Origin of the sequence: Bradyrhizobium sp. AUGA SZCCT0160 (genome assembly GCF_018130105.1) — a bacterium.
Lineage (GTDB): Bacteria > Pseudomonadota > Alphaproteobacteria > Rhizobiales > Xanthobacteraceae > Bradyrhizobium.
This window is the reverse complement of record NZ_JAFCMD010000003.1, coordinates 357,463-376,059: the sequence shown is the minus strand read 5'-3', so window position 1 is coordinate 376,059 and position 18,597 is coordinate 357,463. Positions and strand designations below refer to the sequence as shown.

The following is an 18,597-nucleotide window of genomic DNA, read 5'->3' as shown; positions in this document are numbered from 1 at the left end:
AACAGGTTGAAATGGCCTGATCGGGCGATTTTTCCGTGGAAGTACGGGCACTTTTCGCGCCGCACACAAGCAATGATGAACAGCACAACGCGCCGCCAGCGCGAAGCACGCCTGCGAACGGTCGCAAGGCCTCAAGCAATCCTGATCGAATCCACATGGGCATGCCCGATCAGTCGATCTGACTCGGCCCTGCGGTCCCGACCTCCGCCTTGCCCTGTACCAACGTCACCGTAATCGCGCGTGGCCGGGTCAGCACTTCCGGCTGCAGGATCTGGTCAAGCTGCTCCGGCGTGAGCAGTTTCCTGGCCAGCACCAGATCGTAGACGCTTTCGCCCGTGACCAGCGCCTGCTGCGCGATCTCGGTGGCGTTGGCGTAGCCGATATAGGGATTGAGCGCGGTGACGATGCCGATCGAGTTTTCGACGCCGCGGCGCAGGTGCTCACGGTTGGCGGTGATGCCGTTGACGCATTTCTCGGCCAGTGTCAGGCAGCCGGCGCGCAGATGATTGACGCTCTTGAACAGGCTGTGCGCGATGATCGGCTCGAACGCATTGAGCTGCAACTGGCCGCCCTCGGCCGCAAAACTCACCGTAATGTCGTTGCCGATCACCTCGAAGGCGATCTGGTTGACGACCTCGGGAATCACAGGATTGACCTTTCCCGGCATGATGCTCGAGCCGGCCTGCATCTGCGGCAGGTTGATCTCGTTCAACCCGACACGCGGTCCTGATGACAGCAGCCGCAGATCGTTGCAGGTCTTCGACAGCTTGACGGCGACGCGCTTGAGCATGCCGGAGAGTTGAACGAAGCTGCCGCAATCCTGCGTCGCCTCGACCAGGTTCGACGCGGTCACCACCGGAATGCCGGTGATCGAGCGCAGCTGCCGGCACACCAGGCCGGCATAGTCCGGATGCGAGTTGATGCCGGTGCCGATCGCGGTCGCGCCCATGTTGATTTCGCACACCAGCAGCACCGCTTCCCTGAGCCGCTGCTCGTCTTCCCCCAGCATGACGGCATAGGTGGAGAACTCCTGCCCCAGCGTCATCGGCACGGCGTCCTGCAACTGGGTGCGGCCCATCTTGATGATGTCCCTGAACTCGTCGGACTTGTGCTCGAACGCCTCGCGCAGCACCGCCATCGCTTCGACCAGCCGCATGATGCCGCCGTAAGCCGCGAGCTTGAGCGCCGTCGGATAGACGTCGTTGGTGCTCTGGCTCATGTTGACGTGCTCGTTGGGGTGCAGGAATTTGTAGTCGCCCTTCTGCCGGCCGAGCAGCTCCAGGGCGCGGTTCGCGATCACCTCGTTGGCGTTCATGTTGGTGGAGGTGCCGGCGCCGCCCTGAATGACGTCGACCACGAACTGGTCGTGCAGTTCACCCGATCGCACCTCCTCCGCGGCAGCGACGATGGCGTCGGCGAGTTTGGCATCGAGCAATCCCAGTTCGCGGTTGCTCTTCGCCGCGGCGATCTTGATCGAGGCCAGGGCCGCGATGAGATCCGGATAGATCGAGATCGGGGTGCCGCTGATCGGGAAATTCTCCACCGCCCGCAAGGTGTGGACGCCGTAATAGGCCTCTGCCGGAACATCGCGGTCGCCCAGGAGATCGTGTTCGCGTCGCGTCGTCATCGGGGGGACCTTTTGCCGGAGTGTCTGGGATACTGATAAGAGCAGGAGATGGGGGTGTTTCCTAGTGTCGGGCTTCCACACACGGCCGTCATACCCCGCGCGTGCGGGGTATCCAGTACCCCGTGGCCTACCTCGTCATTGCGAGCGAAGCGAAGCAATCCACGTCGCGGCATAACGGGTGCATGGATTGCTTCGCTGCGCTCGCAATGACGGGAACAGTGCGGCCCCCAACAACGCTGTCATCCCCGCGCAGGCGGGGATCCAGTACGCCGCGGCTTCTCGGTTCAATCATTGCGGTCTCTGGAATACTGGGTCCCCGCCTTCGCGGGGACGACAATTGTGGGTGTGACACACACTTCGCGTTCTCGCGACGCATTGCGCCCGAGTTATGCTGGAAACTTCCCGCCCTCTCATAGTGAGGGCGCAGGGAAGACCGGGTGCGCGCTGCACCCGCGGTCCCGTGTGCGGTTAGCACTAAAAAGGCTGCACACGAGCATACAGGGCAGCGGAGAACACCCGGCCTTCCCTGCGCAATGGCTTTACGGCTTATGCCGTGCTCTCTCCGGAGACGAGTTCTGGGTTGACTCCGTCACCGCCGGTTCAGCTCACGCTTAGCCGACAGCTTGACACCTGCAACGGGTGCCAGGACCACACGGTTTTGCCGTACGCTTAGTCCACGCCGTCGTCGAAGCGTAAACCAGCGTCCACCGCAACCCGTCCAACGTCCGTGACGACGGCCGACGCCCTTCTGAGTAGGACGGGATGGCGATAGATGCGCACTGATTTGGGTCGGCCGACAACAGAAATATTTTGATTTACAGAAATTTTCTGCTTGACACGATTTCCGCAAATCGGAACTGAGTTGCCCCGGCTTCGCCAAGGCTACGCCGGGCGCGGCCGTCGGGTTGTTTTGTCGCGCCTGCCAGATCGAGATCGCCGTTGTGCGCGAGGCGACTCAGCCGAGAGAGTAGGATGGGTTGAGTTCTTCGCGAAACCCGTCGTCTTGTTCGGCAAAGCTATCTCCGTTCGCCCAAGCCTGCATCCGCGTTCATAACGACGCCTGCCCAATCCTCACGATAGCCGGTCATACGGCACGCTCGCGCGTGATGGGTTTCGCGAAGAGCTCAACCCATCCTACGATCTGATGGGCTTCGCGGGCGGGGCTCAGCCCATCCTAGCTCTGCCCAAGCCCGATCAAATTGCGGCCCTTCTGTACCAGCAACGCCAGTCCGACTGGTTCGGCGTGATGACGGTGCAGCGTATGCGATGCAAGGACGTGGTGGAGATTTCCCGGCAGAGTTTGCAGCTCAGCCTTCAGATCGGACGCAACCGCAGCCATCACGGCGTCGAGCTTTCGTCCCCAATCGGTCTGGTCGATGCGATCGATCGAGCTCCGCAGCGCGTATTCGATATCGTAGATGTCGGTGAGAATATCCCGGGCGATCGAAATGCGGTTGCGCTTCAAGGCGTGGCTCAACGCTATTCGTTGGTCGTCGAGCTGGTCGAGCACCATGGCGATGCTGATCGCATAGCGGGTCGCCGCGATCTCGGCGGCATTCTTGCTGCGCGCCGACCTCGTCGCGAGACGGGCCAGTTGCCATGGCTCCTTGAGGTGCTTCGTCACCATGGTCAGGGCAAACGGCATCGCTTCGGGATGTTTGGCCGCGAAATTGTCGAGATGACCGCGTATCCTGGAAAGCGCCTCGCCGTCGAAATCATCCACCTTGGATGGCAGCGCTTCATCGAAGGCGACGATGGCGTCGCGGAGCCGCAAGGCCAGCAGGATCTTCTTGAGATCGTCAAAGCTGGCGCGGGAGCCGGTATACTGGCCAAGAGCTCTTCGTACGTCGGCAACGCCCTGTTCGGAGCCGAGAAGCCCCTCGATCGTCTTGACGACCTTGGATTGGAATCCGGCGACGATCAGCCTGGCTTCGTCCGGAATGTCCTTCACGATCAGCTGCTTCATCTGCTCGCAATAATCGCGCGCCATCGATGGCAGCTGATCCTGGTTGATCCATTCCCAGATCGCCGACAGCGACCCGCGCGATATCTGACCGGAATTGGCGCGCTCGGGCGAGCGGTCGACGAACAATGCTTCGATCGGCTTGAAGAAGTAGCGCGACGGATTGCCGATCCGATGGTGGGTCTCGCCGCTCTTGCGGAACTCGGCGCGTAGTTCGGTGAGGATGATTTCGAAGCCCGAAATGTCCTCGTCATACATCTGCATCCGCTCGATTTCGACGAGCAGGCTGCTGCGCGCATGCGACGTCAAATGACCGAGATATTTTCGGATCCGATCGGCCTGGATTTCATTTTTGGGCGTCACTTGGAAAGGATCCCTGATCCGGCCCTGATGAGCTGCCCCGAAGTGTGGGGTGCGTTCGTTGCGACCGGATTACTTTTTTATCCCGCAACTTAAAGGTTTGGCCCGCAGGTCCACCGTGAGGGTACGGTTCCTCCCGCTATGTGACCCTCCCCCATGAATATGGCTGTCCCAAAACGCCGTCGAACGGTTAAACTCGCGCGGGGCCGCGGGGGGACAGGCGGCCGGAGCCAATTCCATGACGCCGTTGAGCGATGAACCGCTTTCGCAGGCCATTTCCGTTTTGCTGGTCGAAGACGACGCGCCGACCTCCTGGCGGCTGCAGGACGCGCTGACCAAGGCCGGCTATCAGGTGCGCGCCGCCGCGACGCTCGCCGAGGCCAAGGCCGGCCTGGCGCAGGCCGCGCCGAAGGTGCTGCTGACCGATCTGCAATTGCCCGACGGGCACGGCATCGATCTGATCCGCGAGACGCGCCAGCGCTTTCCCGACACCGAGATCATGGTGATCTCGATCCTCGGCGACGAGGAGAGTGTGATCTCGGCGATCACCGTCGGCGCCACCGGCTACCTGCTCAAGGACGCGTTTCCGACCGACATCGCGGCCACCGTCCGCGACCTCGTGGCGGGGCATTCGCCGATCTCGGCCTCGATCGCGCGTTTCATCGTGCGCCGGACCCAGAACAATCCGGAGCCGCCGCCCGGCCCGCCGCTCAACACCGCCAAATTGACCCCACGCGAGATCGATATCCTCTGGGGCATCGCCAAGGGTTTCAGCTACGCCGAGATCGCGGGCCATCTCGGCCTGTCGCGGCAGACCGTGCCCGGACACATCAAGAGCATCTATCGCAAGCTCGAAGTGCACACCCGGGGCGAAGCGGTGTTCGAGGCGGTACAGCAAGGCCTGATCCGGCTGTGAGCGAGGACGCCGCAATACCGGCGCCTCCCGGCGAGGTGCGACGGCGGCTGCAGGGCTCCCGCCTGCTGCAATATGTGTTGCTGCAGCTGCTGATCGCGGTCGTGTGCGGCTTCATCCTGCGGCAGCCGCTGCCCGCGCCGCCTGAAAATTATGCCGTGACCGAGTTCAGGCTGAGGCAAGGTGACACCGAGCGGTCCGTGACGTTGCCGCATTTCGCCAGCGCGCGGTCGCCTGCCGACGATCAGCCAACCTATACCGGCCGGTTCACATTTCCGGCAGAGCAATCGCCGCGCGCCTGGTCGATCTATCTGCCGCGCTTCACCAATGCCGCCGAAGTCGCCGTCAACGGCGTCGTGGTGCTGGACACCAGGCGCGATCCGGTCGCCAACCGGCCCGACCGCTCCACGCCGCAGATCGCCGTGATTCCGTCAGCGCTGCTCCACGCCGGTTCGAACGAACTCACCATTCGCGTGCTGGTGTGGGGCCCGATCTCGGCGTTTCTCGACACGCCCTACGTTGGACCTGACAATGTCGTTCGTCCCTACTACGACCGGCGGGCGCTGCTGTTCGTCACGTTGCCGATCGTGTTTTCGGCCTGGCAGGCGATCCTCGCGGTCATTCTGACGATCATGTGGGTGATGCGACGGCATGAACCGGCTTACGGCATGCTGGCGGCGGCGATGGCGGTCGGCGTCCTGCAGGCATTCCTGTCGACCCCGCTCGACGAGTCCCGCTACGCCACACTCAATTCCATCGCGATCGCATCCGCGCCGCTCGAGAGCGGGCTTGTTCTGACCTTTGGCATTCTCTTCTTTGGCCGCAAATGGCCGCGCTGGGGCCTCATCATCTTCGCACCCAGCGTGATCCTCGCCGTTGCCGGCCTGGTCGGCGGCCAGGCTTCGGTCCGGTCGCTGTATCTGTTCATCGGCACGCCGACGGTCGGGCTTTGTCTCATGATGATGGCGCTGATATCTGGGAATGCGGTGCTGCGGCGACAGGACGCCGCCAGCATCCTGCTGGGCTGCGCGGTCACCATCGTGCTGACCAGCTGGATCCACGACATGCTCTCCGTGCTGCAGATCGTACCCGATCGGCGCATCTTCTTCTCGCGATTGTCCTATTCGGCGATGCTGGTCGCGATCGGCGCGGCGCTGACCTGGCGGTTCGCGCGCGCGCTCAACCAGGTCGACAGTTTTGCCGGCCGCCTCGTCACCCAGGTGCGCGAGGCCGAAGACAAATTGAAGGCCAGTTTCGCCCGCGAGGAAGAACGCGCGCGTGCCGCGGCGTTGGCCCGCGAGCGCACCCGGCTGATGCGCGACCTGCATGACGGCCTCGGCGGCCAACTCGTCAGCATCGTGGCGCTCAGCGAACGCGGCAATGATGCGAGCGCTGGTATTGGCGACGCCGCCCGGGCGGCGCTGAAGGATCTGCGCCTTGTCATTGACTCCATGGACGACATCGGCGGCGATTTGATGCTGGCGCTGGGATCGTGGCGCGAGCGCGCGATGGCGCAGTTGCGCCCGCACGACATCGAGCTCGATTGGCAGATCACGCCGCCTGGCCTGCCGGTGCATCCGGAATTGCGGCCCTGGCATGTGATCCAGATCATGCGGCTGCTGGACGAGGCGCTGACCAATGCGGTCAAGCACGCCAGTGCGCGCCGCATCACGGTCAGCATCGAGACGCGGCGCGGCGCAGCGGATCTCGATCAGGGCTGTATTACGATTGCGGACGACGGCAAAGGCTTTGCGCTGGCGCCTGATGGCGAAGCCTCCGCCGAAGGCAGCGCCGGGCGGGGCCTGCGCAACATGCGAAGCCGCGCCGCGCGCTGCGGCGCCGGCCTCGATTTGACATCTGGCGCCGGCGGAACGCGGGTGCGGCTGACCTTGCCGCACCGATTTCCCGACAGCGACGCGAATGGTTGAGGTTACCGCCGCCCGACGCGGTTGACCGGGCCGCCACGATTCCACGCTGTGCCGGGGCGGACACCGACGCCGCGCGCGCCGACACCAACAACGCCGACACGGGGCGTGGCTACCGCTGCCGCGGCCACCGGCGTCGGCCGCACCACGCAGCCCTGCGGCACGCCGGCCGTCTTGCAATAGACCACCGCGGCCTGGGCCGGACCGGCGCCAAACGAAAGCGCGGCCACGGTCGAAAGTGCCGCCACCGTCAGACCGGCGCTCAGCCATCCAGAATTCCTCAGCATGTATCCTCTCCTGATTTTGCCGTGCAGCCTTGCGATGGACCGACCGGTCACCGCAGCCGACGTGGGGAGGTACTTGGGCCAGACCGGCGTGCGGCAACATCCCATGAAGATGGTGTGGCGATGTCGCGGGGGCGTTTTCAGGTGAGTTTTCGCTGCCATGAACATGGCATGGACCGCGCGGCCGGCATCGACGAGTTTCCGCGGGCTCTCGTCAACCCGTCAACGCCCTCCGACAAGGTGATCCATGAAAAAGCCAGTTCGAAAATCCACGCCCGCCGCAACCGCCCTAGCCTCGCTAATTTTCCTGCTCGCCGGCAGTACGCTGGCCTCAGCCCAATCCGGGCCGACCCGCGAAGAGCAGATGGCCTGCCGTTCCGATGCCGGGAAATTCTGCGCCGAGCATATCGGCAAGCCGCCGCAGATGAACGCCTGCCTGCGCGACCACAAGACGAAACTCTCCGACCCCTGCCGCAAGGTGGTGGAATCGCGCGGCGGATAGCTGATGCGATTGCATCATCCGGATTGAGGATAGATCAATCCAGATCGAACAATCTGATCCGGGGCGTCCCGACCGGCTCGGCCGCAAAGACGTGGCGCGGCTCGGTCTCTTCGCGAACCCTCTCCTCGACCTCGCGAAGCTCCTGATCCTGCCTCGGCCGGCGTCGTTCAACCCAGTGCTGACGACGCTCGGCCTTGCGCTTCTCCTCAGTGGCGCGTCTCGCCTCTCGCCTGATATCGACGTCGCGTGACTTCACGTCGGCGGCATCGCGCGCCCTGATATCGCTGTCGCGCGTTTTGGCAAAAGCGGCTTCGGGAGTTTTTATCGGTTCAGGATTTGTCTTTTCGGGCGCAGCAGCCTGCGTCACGGGTGCGGCGGTCGTCGGCTGTGGTGACGCTGCGGGCGGCGTGCTCGCTGCGGCTCCAGCGGGCTGGGCCTGCGTCGAGGTCGTCGTAACGGATTCGTTCTGCGGTTGGTTCTGCGGTACATTCGCTGCGACCGCCGCCACGTTCGGTGCCGGTTCCGACGAAGCCTTCGCCGGGATCGGCTTCTCCGACATCCGCAGCTCAAGCTTGCTCGTTTCGATCTTGGGCGCATGCGGGCTGACGATGTTCGAGATCAACACGCCGCCGCCGAGGCCCACGACAACGGCCGCGACCACGGTTCCCACGCCTGCAAAATATGCCGTCGAAGTGCGCATTGGCTCGGCTCCTTGATCCACGCGGGAAAACGCGCGGCCAAGGCCGATGTTCCGATATGGGAAAATGTGGAAACGATGGAACCGGCGGCGTGCGCTGCGGCCGCCGCAATCGCTCAGATCATGGAGGCTACTTTTTCGAGCCCGATGATGCGGGCGAGCGAGCGCACTTCGCTCTTCTGGTCTTCGCGCAACTGGAACAGCAACGGCATCGCAGCCGATTTCAACTGCTGGACTTCTTCAGCGTCGGGATCGATCGGAATGCCGCCCGCCGCATTGGGATCGGCCTGACGCTTTGCGTGAATCTTGCGGGCGACAGCCTTCAACGCGGTCTCCACTGGCGGCCAATAGGATTCCTGCGAGGCAGAAAGCTTGAGGCGCTCCTTGATCCCGGCGATCTGGACGTCGCTGAGCAGCGCGTAATTCTTTTGCGGAGCGGGCTTGGCGGCGGCCTTGGGCTTGGGCGGTGCGGCAGCAGGCGCCATCGCGGGCGCGGCGACTTTGGGAATTCCGAGATCGGCCGGCGCGGTCGAGGCATAGGCCTGGCGCAGCGGCTCGCTCAGCACGGGAGCAGCCTGCGGCGGCTCATAGGCGGCCAGCGCCATCGTCGCGATGGCGAGCTTGTCCTTCTTGCTTTCCTTGTTCGAGACCGGGCTTTGGAATGCGGCAGGTGCGGCGGCCAGTTCGTAATGCGCGGCGAACAGGGTGTCGCGGCCGAGAATTGCGGTGGCGGCGGCGGCCACTACGAGGAAACAGGTCAACGCAACGATCGTAATGGCTTTGGTCAAAAACGTCTCCATTCCGCCGATCCTGGAGCCTGTCGGCTCTAGTCTTTATAATTTTTGACGCGTTTTCTTGACGCGAACCGGTATCCACTTCGCTCGGAAACGCTACCGAGGGTGGCTGAAAACTGGACGGTAATTAAGGCTTTACCATGCCGCTCAAGGAGTTAGTGCCCGCTGAAACGTGCGAGAATCGCGTTAAATCGGCAAAAAATCAGGCCGCCGCGGCCAGATCGTAGGCTTCCTGGATGTCGGCCACGATATCGGAGGCCTCCCAGAGTGCATCGGGGGCGACCGAGCGCAGGCTGATGGTCCAGTTGCTTTTGCCGGTGCGGGGCATGCTGACGATGTCGAATTCGACGTTGCGGCAGAGCGGATGCCGGTCCAGCGCGCGGGTCACCCGCCACCTGATCTCGTCGATGGTGGCCGGGGTTTTGGCATAAAACTGATCGAAATCCATCTTGCGCCCCCTTATTTGCGGATCGCCCGGCGGTGCGGCCGGCTATCCTGTGGTTCTATTGTTGGGGCGGATTTGGTTAATGGCCCGTTAATCCGGAAACGGCACGAGAAACTACCCAGCATGGCGGAAACAACTCAGGAAGCGACGACCGCCCCGGACGGGCCGTCGGTCCGATCAGCGCTGCTGGCGGCCGCGGGCATTTCGATCGGCACGCTGCTGCTGGCGACCTTCGAATTGTCGATGGCCGATTGGCCGTCCGGTTTTGTGCTGCTCGGCATTCTGCCGCTGATGGCGCTGCTGTTCTTCGGCTGCTGCCTATGGACGGCAACGCTGCTGCTTCGCATCCCACGGGGCGGGACGAAGTTCGCGATCCCGTTCCTGATGTGCGCCGCGACGCTGGCGCTGCTGGTCTACGCACCGTTACAGAAAGTCGCGCTGCAACGGAATTTCTACTGGCACCGCGTCGATCGCGAACGGATCGTGGCCCGCGTCGAGGCCGGCGAGCTCAAGCCGAACGTCCCCTACAACAAATCCATGATCGCGCTGGGCACAACCGAGCCCAAGGTTTCCGCCGGCGGAAACGACATCGTCATCGACACGGCCAAGGACGGCACCTACGTGCTGTTCCTGACCTCGCGGGGCCTCAAACACTATTTCACCGGCTTCCTGCACGTGCCGCCGGGCAGCGATCCCAAGGACTTCTTCGAGTTCGACGACAAGCCGCCGAGCCAGCTCGTTCACTACGACAAGAATTGGTATTTTGTAGCGAATTAGGTGCGCAGCAATCCGGACTTTGGCATCTTGCTCGTCATGCCCGGCCTTGTGCCGGGCATCCACGTCTTACTTTTCGCAGCAAAGACGTGGATGGCCGGGACAAGCCCGGCCATGACGAGGTAGCGTGAACTAGAACGGCTTAGGTGATCTGGATTTTCGCCGCCGCCGCGCGATACTCGACTAGCGTCCGCGCAACGAGCTCATCGACGCCAAGCACTTCCGTCACGCCCGAGGTGGAATGGCCGGCGCTCCAGATGTCTTTCCAGCGCTTGGGGCGACTTTCACGGGCGCCGATGTCGATGTCCTTGCCGATATCGATGGCGCCGCGCGCCGGCAGATCGTCGGGATCGAGGCCGGCAGCTTCGATGGACGGCCGCAGCATGTTGGTCTGCAAGCCCGTGAAAGCTGTGGTCAGCAGAATGTCGTCGGCGCTGCTGGCGACCAGCATCTCCTTGTACCTGATATCGGCCATGCTTTCGCGCGTGGCGATGAACCTGGTGCCCATGTAGGCGAGGTCGCAGCCGAGCGCCTGCGCCGCACGCAAGGCATGTCCGTCGCTGATGCCGCCCGCGAGCACCAGCGGGCCATCGAAGAAGGTCCGCACCGCGCGCACGAACACGAACGGATTGAGCCAGCCGGTCTGACCGCCTGCACCCGCCGTGAGCAGCACCAGCCCGTCGGCGCCGGCTTCTACCGCGCGTTCGGCGTGGCGGATGCTGGCGACGTCGGCAAACACCAGCGCGCCGACATCATGCAACGGCGCCGCGACCTGTGCCGGCGATCCGACCGACGTGATGACGATCTCGGGCTTGTGCCGCAGCAGCACCGCGAGGTCCTGCGCCAGCCGCGCATTGGAGCGATGCACGATCAGGTTCGCGCAGATCGGCGCGGCGGGCTTGCCGCTCTCGTCCGAATGACGCTGCAAGCGGCCTTCGATCTCGCTGAGCCATTCTTCGAGTTGTTCGTGGCTGCGGCAATTCACCGTCGGGAACGAGCCGATCACGCCGTTGCGACAGGCGGCGACCACAAGCTCGACGCCGGAGACCAGAAACATCGGCGCCGCGATCAGCGGCAGGCTGAGGCGATCCTGAAAGCGCGCGAGAAGATCGGGAGAATTCAAATGCGTTTCCATCTCGGCGGTCTGGTTTGCGGGTCCACGCCGCGGATTCGCCGTAGCGTTTGACATCTGTATACTGACAAGTATAGGACTTACTCATCGGAAAGTTCAAGGTCGTTTCCTCCGAAGAACGGATCGTTCATGGGTTCGACGGCGCGGCAGTCGCCTTGGCGAAAGGCGGAGGAACGGGAAAGGGAGCGCGGCGCGAAGCGGGAAGCGGTGCTGCACGCCGCCGTGCAATTCTTCAACGAGCGCGGCTTCCACGCGACCTCGCTGGACGACGTCGCCACCTCGCTCAACGTCACCAAGCCCACCATCTACCATTACTTCGCCAACAAGGACGAAATCCTGTTCGAGTGCGTGCGGCTCGGCCTCGAGAGCATCCGTCAGGCCGCCGAGACCGTGGAGTCCCGCGGCGGCAGCGGTCTCGAACGCCTCACGGCGCTGATGCGTGACTATGCGGTCATCATGACGAAGGACTTCGGGATGTGCGTGACGCGCACAGCCGACCACGAACTTTCTATCGAGGGCCGCGCAAAATTCCGGGCGCTGAAGCGCGAGATCGACCTGATCGTGCGCCGCGTGGTCGAAGTCGGTATGGCCGACGGTTCGATAGGACACGGCAACGCCAGGATGATGACCTTCACGCTCACGGGCGCGCTGAACTGGATTGCACGTTGGTACGACCCCGATGGGTCAGGTACGCCCGAAGAGGTCGCCGATGCCTGCGTCGCCACCCTGGTCAACGGCCTCGCCCCGCGTGCCAGCCGAAAGAAGAAAGCGTGATGGCATTGCCATAGCGCGGATCCGTTCACGTCCGAGAGCCGGTCAACGGCGGAGTGACCAACATGTCATCAACAGGGAGGAATTCTAAGATGGCCAATCCGCTTCATGCGTTTCCACCAGCATGCACGCAGACGCTGCGGGCGCTGGCGCGCTATCCCTCGCGGGTCGCGTTCTCCTGGCCGGGCGGATCGATCACCTACCAGGGCGCCACCGACCTGATCGGCCGCATCCAGAAAGTATTCATGCAGACCGGGCTTCAGCCCGGCGCGCGCGTCGCGTTCCTCACCGCCAATCGCGCAGACAGCTGGTGCGCCGGCGTCGCGGCGCAATTGTCGCAGCTCGCGATCACCTGGCTGCATCCGCTGGGCTCGCTCGACGACCAATTGTTTCAGATCGAGGATTGCGAAGCCGAGATGCTGGTGATCGACGCCGATACGTTTCGCGATCGCGGCGGCGAGCTGGCGGCCAAGGCCACAGGCGTGAAAACCGTATTCACGCTCGGTCCGGCGGCTTGCGGGGTTGATCTGCTGGCCGCGGTCGATGCCGCCGGCACCGCGAGCCCGCGCAATTTTGCTGCGCCGGACGATATCGCGATTCTGAACTACACCGGCGGCACCACCGGAAAATCCAAGGGCGTGCTGCGCACCCATCGCGAATATGGCGGCTGGGCCAACGCTACGCTGGCCGATTTCGAAATCCCGGATATCGCGAGCTATCTCGCGGTGGCGCCGATCAGCCACGTCGCCGGGACAAAAGTGCTGCCGACGCTGATGCGCGGTGGCACCGTGCATATGCTGAAGGGTTTCGATCCCGAAGCTGTCTTCAGGACCATCGCGCGCGAGCGTATCAATTTTACCCTGCTCGTGCCGACGATGATCTACGTGCTGCTGGACCACCCCGCGCTCGACAAGCACGACCTCTCCTCGCTCGAGCTCTTGCTCTACGGTGCCTCCGCGATGTCGCCGAGCCGCCTCGTCGAAGGCCTCGAGCGGATCGGGCCGGTGTTCTCGCAGCTCTACGGCCAGACCGAGTGCTACCCGGTCTCGGTGCTGCGCAAGGCCGATCATGATCCGAAGACGCCGGAAATGTTCCTGTCCTGCGGTTTTCCGGTCTCGGCCTGCGAGGTCAAGGTGCTCGACGACAACGACCAGGAAGTCGCGACCGGCGAAGCCGGCGAGATCTGCGTGCGAGGGCCGCATGCGATGACCGAATACTGGAAGCAGCCGGAACAGACCGCCGAAACCCTGAAGAACGGCTGGCTGCATACCGGCGATATCGCGCGCAAGGACGAGCGCGGCTATATGTTCATCCTCGACCGCAAGAAGGACATGATCGTCTCCGGCGGCTTCAACATTTTTCCGCGCGAGGTCGAGGATGTCTTGTCGCAGCATGCCGATGTCGCGATGGTCGCCGTGGTCGGCGTTCCCGACGACAAATGGGGCGAAGCCGTCACCGCGGTCGTGGTGGCGCGCGAAGGTGCGAAGCCGAACGCGGATGAGCTGATCAACCTCGTCAAAACGAAAAAAGGCTCGGCGCATGCGCCGAAGCACATCAAATTCGTCACGGCGTTACCGATGACCGGCGTCGGCAAGGTCGACAAGAAGGTGCTGAAGGCAGGCTTCTGGACCGGCCGCGACCGGATGGTGGGGTAAATTTCCGGCTCACGCCAGCAGTTGGTCGAGCCGTTCGCGCAGCTGATCCTGGTGATAAGGTTTTGCAAGCCGCGGCAGATCAAGCTGCGCGCCCTCAGGCAATTCGGCATAACCCGTTGCCAGCAGGATCGGCAGCGAGGGCCGCACCTGGCGCGTCGCAGCCGCAAGTTCAACACCAGTCATCCCGGGCATCACGTGATCGGTCATCATCAGGTCGATCGGCTGCTCGCTCCTGAGAATGTCGAGCGCATGGAGGCCTGAATTGGCGCCAATCACGTGGTGACCGAGGTCTTCCAGCATCTCCATGGTCGACATCGCAATCAGCGGATCGTCGTCGACGAACAGAATGACGGCCGAACGTCTTGTGCCTTGCGCCGCCGGCGCCGGAGCCTCGACCTCCGGTGCGGCGGTAGCCACCGGCAGCAGCAGCGTCGCTGTGGTGCCTTTTCCGACCGCGCTCGCAAGCCGCAAGGTGCCACCGAGCTGCACCGCCAGGCCGTGGACCATCGACAGGCCAAGGCCGGTGCCCTTGCCGAGCGGCTTGGACGAGAAGAATGGCTCGATCGCCCGCTCCAATGTCTCTGATGTCATGCCGGTACCGGTATCGATGACGGACAGCCTGAGGTAATGGCCCGGCGCCAACACGGCATCCCTGGTGATGCTCTGCTCGTCCACCTTGATGTCGATCGGACCGCCGTCGGGCATAGCGTCACGCGCGTTGATTGCCAGATTGAGGATCGCAAGCTCAAGCTGGTTGGGATCAATACGCGCCGGAGGCAGGCCGTCCTCGATGTCCAATCGCACCGCGACGCGCGGGCCAAGCGACCGCTCCAGCAGGTTGGTCATATCCTGAATCAGCGAACGGAGATCGACCGAGACTGCGCGCAAATCCTGCTGACGCGCGAAGGCCAACAGGCGCTGCGTCAACGAGGCACCCCGCTCCGCGCCTTGCATGGCGCCGTCAACCAGGCGGCGAAGCCGGGGATCGTCGGGCATGCGCTTGCGCAACAGATCGAGGTTGCCCATCACGGCCATCAGCAGATTGTTGAAATCATGCGCCACGCCGCCGGTAAGCTGTCCGATCGTCTCCATCTTCTGCGCTTGGCGCAATTGTTCCTGCGCCCTTTCACGCGCGGCGACTTCCTTCATCAGATCGGCGGTGCGCTGTTCGACGCGCTGTTCGAGGTTTGCGGTCAATTCGGCCAACGCCGTGCGTTCCGTCGCCAGTTGCTCCATCAGCTTCTCGCGTTCGATCTCGGCGGTCTTTCGAGCAGTGATGTCCGAGCAGACGCCGACTAGCGACTTGATGCTGCCGTCCGGCCGACGGACCGCGCGGGCGCGGGTGTCCACCCAGTGCAGCGAACCATCGCGCCAGATAATCCGATATTCGATGCGGTAGTCCCCACCGGTTTTGATCGCGTGATCGATGGCTTCAAGACGGCGCTCCCGGTCGTCGGGATGAACCGCAGCCGACAAATCCTGAAAGGTGAAAGACTCGCCCGGCTTGCGGCCGAAAAAGCGCGCGCAGGTTTCCGAGGCTTCGAGTTTGTATTCCGGCAAATGCAGTTCGAGCGCCCCGAGATGCCCGGCATTCAGCGCCGTCTGCAGCAGGTTTTCGCTCTCGGTAAGATCGGCCAGAATCGCACGGGTCTGGTATTGACGGCGCCGGGCGCGGACCGCCGAGCCGACGATACTGACCAACGTCGTCGGATGGAAAGGACGCTCAATGAAGGTGACGTTGCCGAGTGCCTGACCCAACCGCGCCGCGTCGGGATTCCGCTCCGGACCGCCGCCCTGATGGGTCAACAGCACGATTGGAAAGTCCGACCATGACGGCTGGCCGTTGAGCCAGCTCACGAGTCCGCGCAGATCCGCGGTCTTGATCGCCTCATCGGCAATCACGGCAAGGCCCGCGCCACCTTCGATCTCCTGCACGAGGGCTGCAAGATCGCCGCAGATATTGGCGTAGAAACCCGCTTCGCGAATCAGCACCGAGGCGACGGCGGCATCACGCCCCTTGGGCGCCAGGATCACAGCCCGCTCGGACGACGCGCCGGGCTTCACGGCTCTTCTTCCCGCAACGGCTTATCCGCATTCGTATTAATCGGAACTCCGCGCAACACTCCGTGGAAGTCGATAAGGGGCTCTCCGAGAGAGAGGCCGCGATTGTCGATTCGATACTCGCGAATGGTCGTTTCGTGCGAACCAGTGCGTTTCTTGATGATCGAGATCGCCCGTCGCACGTGCCCGAGTGCCTCGAAGTAACGCAGCAGGATCACGGTGTCGGCAAGATAGGTGACATCAATCGGCGCCTTCATGTCGCCGACCAGACCATGCTGCGCCACCGTCATGAACGTCGAGGCGCCCTGCCGGTTGAGGTACTGCAAGAGCTCGTGCATGTGCAGGATCAGCGAGTTCTCCTCCGGCATCGCGGCCTGATAGCCATTGAGGCTGTCGATCACGACCGTTTTGATCCGGTCCTCGTCGACCCTTTTGCGAACGCGATGCGCAAATTCGCCGGGCGAGAGTTCAGCCGCGTCGACTTGCTCGATGAACAGGCCGCCGGACCGCTGCATGGCATCGAGGTCGATGCCGAGCCCCTTCATGCGCTCGTACAGCAACCCCATCTCTTCGTCGAAAACGAATAGGGCTGCCTTTTCCCCGCGCGCGACGGCAGCAACGATAAACACGATCGAGATCAGGGACTTTCCGGTCCCCGCGGGACCGAGCACCAGCGTGCTCGAACCCCGGTCGACGCCGCCGCCGAGTAGTTGATCCAGTTCGGTGATGCCGCTCGTGAGCCTGCCGCGCGTGAAGCTGGTGCGATGTTCCGACGCGACCAGGCGTGGAAATACGTTCACGCCGCCGGTGGTGATCGTCATGTCGTGGTAGCCGCCGCGGAATTTTGTGCCGCGATATTTCACCACGCGGGTGCGCCGCCGTTCGGCGCCGTAGGCGGGAGCCAGTTCCTCCAGACGCAGCACACCATGCGCGACGCTGTGCACCGTCTTGTCCATCACTTCGGCCGTGAGATCGTCGAGCATGATCACGGTGGCACCGAACTTGGCGAAGTAGTGCTTCATCGCGAGAATCTGCCGCCGGTAGCGCAACGAGTTCTGCGCGAGCAGCCTGATTTCCGAAAGACTGTCGAGCACGACCCGGCTCGGCTTATGACGCTCGACCGCCTCAAAAATCTGCTTGGTGGTCTCGCCGAGTTCAAGATCAGACGAATAGAGCAGGCTTTGTTGCTGCTCCGAATCGAGCAGACTCTCGGGGGGCAGCAATTCGTAGATCGCGATCCCCTGATCGAGCGTCCAGCCATGCGACGCGGCGCCATCGCGCAGTTCGCGTTCGGTTTCGGACAGTGTGATGTAAAGTGTCTTCTCGCCGCTTTTTGCACCCTCCCGCAGGAACTGAAGTGCGATCGTCGTCTTGCCGGTACCCGGCGCTCCTTCAACGAGAAAAAGGTGACCGCGGGAAAACCCGCCGGCGAGAATATCGTCCAGCCCCCAAATGCCGGTTCTCGCTTTCGCAGCCAAACCCAACGAGTTCATAAAACACCCCCTAACCGGATGTAAACCGTTGGGGCATCATGCGGTTCCCTCGCAATGGAACTATTGCGGGAAGAACCCCGGCCAATCGCGCGCCATTTCTCGCCCAGCGGGGCGAAATCACCCGGGCCGATCTCGTGGCATTCGGCGTTTGCTGCGGGGGCGATCCACGGCTGCGCGCTCTTCATGAACATCTGCGCGACCGGCGTCAGCCAGGTCGTGTCGTCAAGCGTTCCGGCCCGGATGTTGACGATTTGCTCGCGCCCGGCGCGGTCCCCGGAAATGCGGCCGCCGCATCAATTGGACGCCCGCATCAAAGCAACTCCACGCAACAGAACCGGGATTCAAGCGAGGCTGCGGTGATTCGTTCCCGCCGTGGGACGTGCCGCAGGGCTGGCAAATGCAGGGCTGGCAAATAATGCCGGCCCGCCGGGCTGCGGCATCCTCACGTGACAGCCTGACCGGGTCCGGGAACTTGCTTTCCTTTGCGCCGTTAGGCTCGGTGTTTTGGAAAGTATTTTGCCATGATTCGTCTGCTGTCGATTGTCCTCTTGAGTGTGCTCTGCATCCTTTCGGATCAAGCATCCGCCGGTGCGCTGAAGCCGCACGAAAGTGCGGCGTCCGACTTCAGCTCGCGTCAGCGGTGCGTGTGCAGCACCTCGCGCCTCTCTACCCGGGGCGTTCGCTATCGGCACTATCGCATCAGAACTGCATACTTGATCGGTTATGATCCGCTGCCATACCGCTTCGGCTCGACATTCGTATGGGAGCGGCCGTATAGGTATTATCGGCACTAGCCCGTGAAAAGCCGTGGACGAGACGAAAGGCGCTGGGGCCGGTGCTTTTGGAGCTACTGGCCGCCTCCACGGGGCGTCTTGGATAAAATCGTTTCTTGTGCCTTGTGAGCTGACAAGGCCGCTTCCGCTTCGGTGAATCTGCTCGCGTTACGTTTACGGACGTCCCTTACAGAAGGGAACGGCGCGCCCAGCTTTCGGGCTCGCGTGCGAATGGAGTCGAGCGAACAACGAAAGATTGAAGCCGCGCGCGCGGCGGAAACATCACCAGCAACCAGCGACTTCAATCGCTCGCCATCTTCAATAGTCCAAGTTCTGTATCTGAAAGGGGTCATAGCTAGCTGTCGAGATGATGCCAACTCCCTGCAGCGGGAAAAACGGCCCCAGCGACTAAGGGGGAAGCGTGCGCT

15 protein-coding genes are annotated in these 18,597 nt (G+C 63.0%); 6 read left to right on the top strand and 9 right to left on the bottom strand.

Annotated features, from left to right (window positions below):
• Positions 1 to 169: 169 nt before the first annotated feature.
• Positions 170 to 1,627 carry an aspartate ammonia-lyase gene (aspA, locus tag JQ558_RS07895; RefSeq protein ID WP_212293293.1) on the bottom strand — a complete coding sequence of 486 codons (1,458 nt, stop codon included), beginning with the start codon at positions 1,625 to 1,627 and terminating at the stop codon, positions 170 to 172.
• 1,174 nt (positions 1,628 to 2,801) lie between these two features.
• Positions 2,802 to 3,953: a hypothetical protein gene (locus JQ558_RS07890; RefSeq protein WP_212293292.1), complete on the bottom strand. Its 1,152-nt coding sequence runs from the start codon at positions 3,951 to 3,953 to the stop codon at positions 2,802 to 2,804.
• Between the two features lie 235 nt (positions 3,954 to 4,188).
• On the opposite strand from JQ558_RS07890, the gene JQ558_RS07885 reads away from it, so the two are divergent.
• On the top strand, positions 4,189 to 4,866 hold the full coding sequence (locus JQ558_RS07885) for a response regulator transcription factor (RefSeq protein WP_212293291.1): 678 nt from the start codon (positions 4,189 to 4,191) through the stop codon (positions 4,864 to 4,866).
• Entirely contained in the window at positions 4,863 to 6,791 is a 1,929-nt protein-coding gene (locus JQ558_RS07880) for a sensor histidine kinase (RefSeq protein ID WP_212293290.1), read from the top strand. Before JQ558_RS07885 ends, JQ558_RS07880 begins: the two co-directional genes overlap by 4 nt.
• A gap of 2 nt (positions 6,792 to 6,793) precedes the next feature.
• Here the strand turns inward: JQ558_RS07880 and JQ558_RS07875 are convergent, their stop codons facing one another.
• Positions 6,794 to 7,075 carry a hypothetical protein gene (locus JQ558_RS07875; protein ID WP_212293289.1) on the bottom strand — a complete coding sequence of 94 codons (282 nt, stop codon included), beginning with the start codon at positions 7,073 to 7,075 and terminating at the stop codon, positions 6,794 to 6,796.
• Positions 7,076 to 7,319: 244 nt separating this feature from the next.
• Between JQ558_RS07875 and JQ558_RS07870 the strand changes: the two genes are divergently transcribed.
• On the top strand, positions 7,320 to 7,574 hold the full coding sequence (locus JQ558_RS07870) for a cysteine rich repeat-containing protein (protein ID WP_212293288.1): 255 nt from the start codon (positions 7,320 to 7,322) through the stop codon (positions 7,572 to 7,574).
• Between the two features lie 34 nt (positions 7,575 to 7,608).
• On the opposite strand, the gene JQ558_RS07865 is transcribed toward JQ558_RS07870, so the two are convergent.
• From JQ558_RS07865 to JQ558_RS07855, 3 genes are all read right to left on the bottom strand, one after another.
• Positions 7,609 to 8,274: a hypothetical protein gene (locus JQ558_RS07865; RefSeq protein ID WP_212293287.1), complete on the bottom strand. Its 666-nt coding sequence runs from the start codon at positions 8,272 to 8,274 to the stop codon at positions 7,609 to 7,611.
• 113 nt (positions 8,275 to 8,387) lie between these two features.
• Positions 8,388 to 9,059 carry a hypothetical protein gene (locus tag JQ558_RS07860; RefSeq protein WP_212209899.1) on the bottom strand — a complete coding sequence of 224 codons (672 nt, stop codon included), beginning with the start codon at positions 9,057 to 9,059 and terminating at the stop codon, positions 8,388 to 8,390.
• 208 nt (positions 9,060 to 9,267) lie between these two features.
• Complete coding sequence (locus tag JQ558_RS07855) at positions 9,268 to 9,513, bottom strand: hypothetical protein (RefSeq protein ID WP_192735271.1); 246 nt, start codon at positions 9,511 to 9,513, stop codon at positions 9,268 to 9,270.
• Between the two features lie 120 nt (positions 9,514 to 9,633).
• Here JQ558_RS07855 and JQ558_RS07850 point away from each other — a divergent pair, with 120 nt between their 5' ends.
• Positions 9,634 to 10,287, top strand: coding sequence for a hypothetical protein (locus JQ558_RS07850; RefSeq protein ID WP_212293286.1), 654 nt, complete (start codon positions 9,634 to 9,636; stop codon positions 10,285 to 10,287).
• 139 nt (positions 10,288 to 10,426) lie between these two features.
• Here the strand turns inward: JQ558_RS07850 and JQ558_RS07845 are convergent, their stop codons facing one another.
• On the bottom strand, positions 10,427 to 11,419 hold the full coding sequence (locus tag JQ558_RS07845; protein ID WP_212293285.1) for a nitronate monooxygenase family protein: 993 nt from the start codon (positions 11,417 to 11,419) through the stop codon (positions 10,427 to 10,429).
• A gap of 126 nt (positions 11,420 to 11,545) precedes the next feature.
• On the opposite strand from JQ558_RS07845, the gene JQ558_RS07840 reads away from it, so the two are divergent.
• Together JQ558_RS07840 and JQ558_RS07835 are read left to right on the top strand one after the other, a co-directional pair.
• Positions 11,546 to 12,190: a TetR/AcrR family transcriptional regulator gene (locus tag JQ558_RS07840; RefSeq protein WP_212209831.1), complete on the top strand. Its 645-nt coding sequence runs from the start codon at positions 11,546 to 11,548 to the stop codon at positions 12,188 to 12,190.
• Between the two features lie 89 nt (positions 12,191 to 12,279).
• Positions 12,280 to 13,842, top strand: a complete 1,563-nt coding sequence (locus JQ558_RS07835) for an AMP-binding protein (protein WP_212293284.1) — start codon at positions 12,280 to 12,282, stop codon at positions 13,840 to 13,842.
• Positions 13,843 to 13,851: 9 nt separating this feature from the next.
• Here JQ558_RS07835 and JQ558_RS07830 read toward each other — a convergent pair whose 3' ends face one another.
• Complete coding sequence (locus JQ558_RS07830; RefSeq protein WP_212209833.1) at positions 13,852 to 15,906, bottom strand: hybrid sensor histidine kinase/response regulator; 2,055 nt, start codon at positions 15,904 to 15,906, stop codon at positions 13,852 to 13,854.
• Positions 15,903 to 17,396 carry an ATPase domain-containing protein gene (locus JQ558_RS07825; protein ID WP_212209834.1) on the bottom strand — a complete coding sequence of 498 codons (1,494 nt, stop codon included), beginning with the start codon at positions 17,394 to 17,396 and terminating at the stop codon, positions 15,903 to 15,905. The genes JQ558_RS07830 and JQ558_RS07825 overlap by 4 nt, the downstream gene beginning before the upstream one ends.
• Positions 17,397 to 18,597: the final 1,201 nt, after the last annotated feature.

Bases quoted from the DNA above. Each gene is read 5' to 3' on its own strand.
- aspA (WP_212293293.1), bottom strand. From the start codon at position 1,627: ATGACGACGCGACGCGAACACGATCTCCTGGGCGACCGCGATGTTCCG.
- JQ558_RS07885 (WP_212293291.1), top strand. From the start codon at position 4,189: ATGACGCCGTTGAGCGATGAACCGCTTTCGCAGGCCATTTCCGTTTTG.
- JQ558_RS07875 (WP_212293289.1), bottom strand. From the start codon at position 7,075: ATGCTGAGGAATTCTGGATGGCTGAGCGCCGGTCTGACGGTGGCGGCA.
- JQ558_RS07870 (WP_212293288.1), top strand. From the start codon at position 7,320: ATGAAAAAGCCAGTTCGAAAATCCACGCCCGCCGCAACCGCCCTAGCC.
- JQ558_RS07865 (WP_212293287.1), bottom strand. From the start codon at position 8,274: ATGCGCACTTCGACGGCATATTTTGCAGGCGTGGGAACCGTGGTCGCG.
- JQ558_RS07855 (WP_192735271.1), bottom strand. From the start codon at position 9,513: ATGGATTTCGATCAGTTTTATGCCAAAACCCCGGCCACCATCGACGAG.
- JQ558_RS07850 (WP_212293286.1), top strand. From the start codon at position 9,634: ATGGCGGAAACAACTCAGGAAGCGACGACCGCCCCGGACGGGCCGTCG.
- JQ558_RS07845 (WP_212293285.1), bottom strand. From the start codon at position 11,419: ATGGAAACGCATTTGAATTCTCCCGATCTTCTCGCGCGCTTTCAGGAT.
- JQ558_RS07840 (WP_212209831.1), top strand. From the start codon at position 11,546: ATGGGTTCGACGGCGCGGCAGTCGCCTTGGCGAAAGGCGGAGGAACGG.
- JQ558_RS07835 (WP_212293284.1), top strand. From the start codon at position 12,280: ATGGCCAATCCGCTTCATGCGTTTCCACCAGCATGCACGCAGACGCTG.
- JQ558_RS07825 (WP_212209834.1), bottom strand. From the start codon at position 17,396: ATGAACTCGTTGGGTTTGGCTGCGAAAGCGAGAACCGGCATTTGGGGG.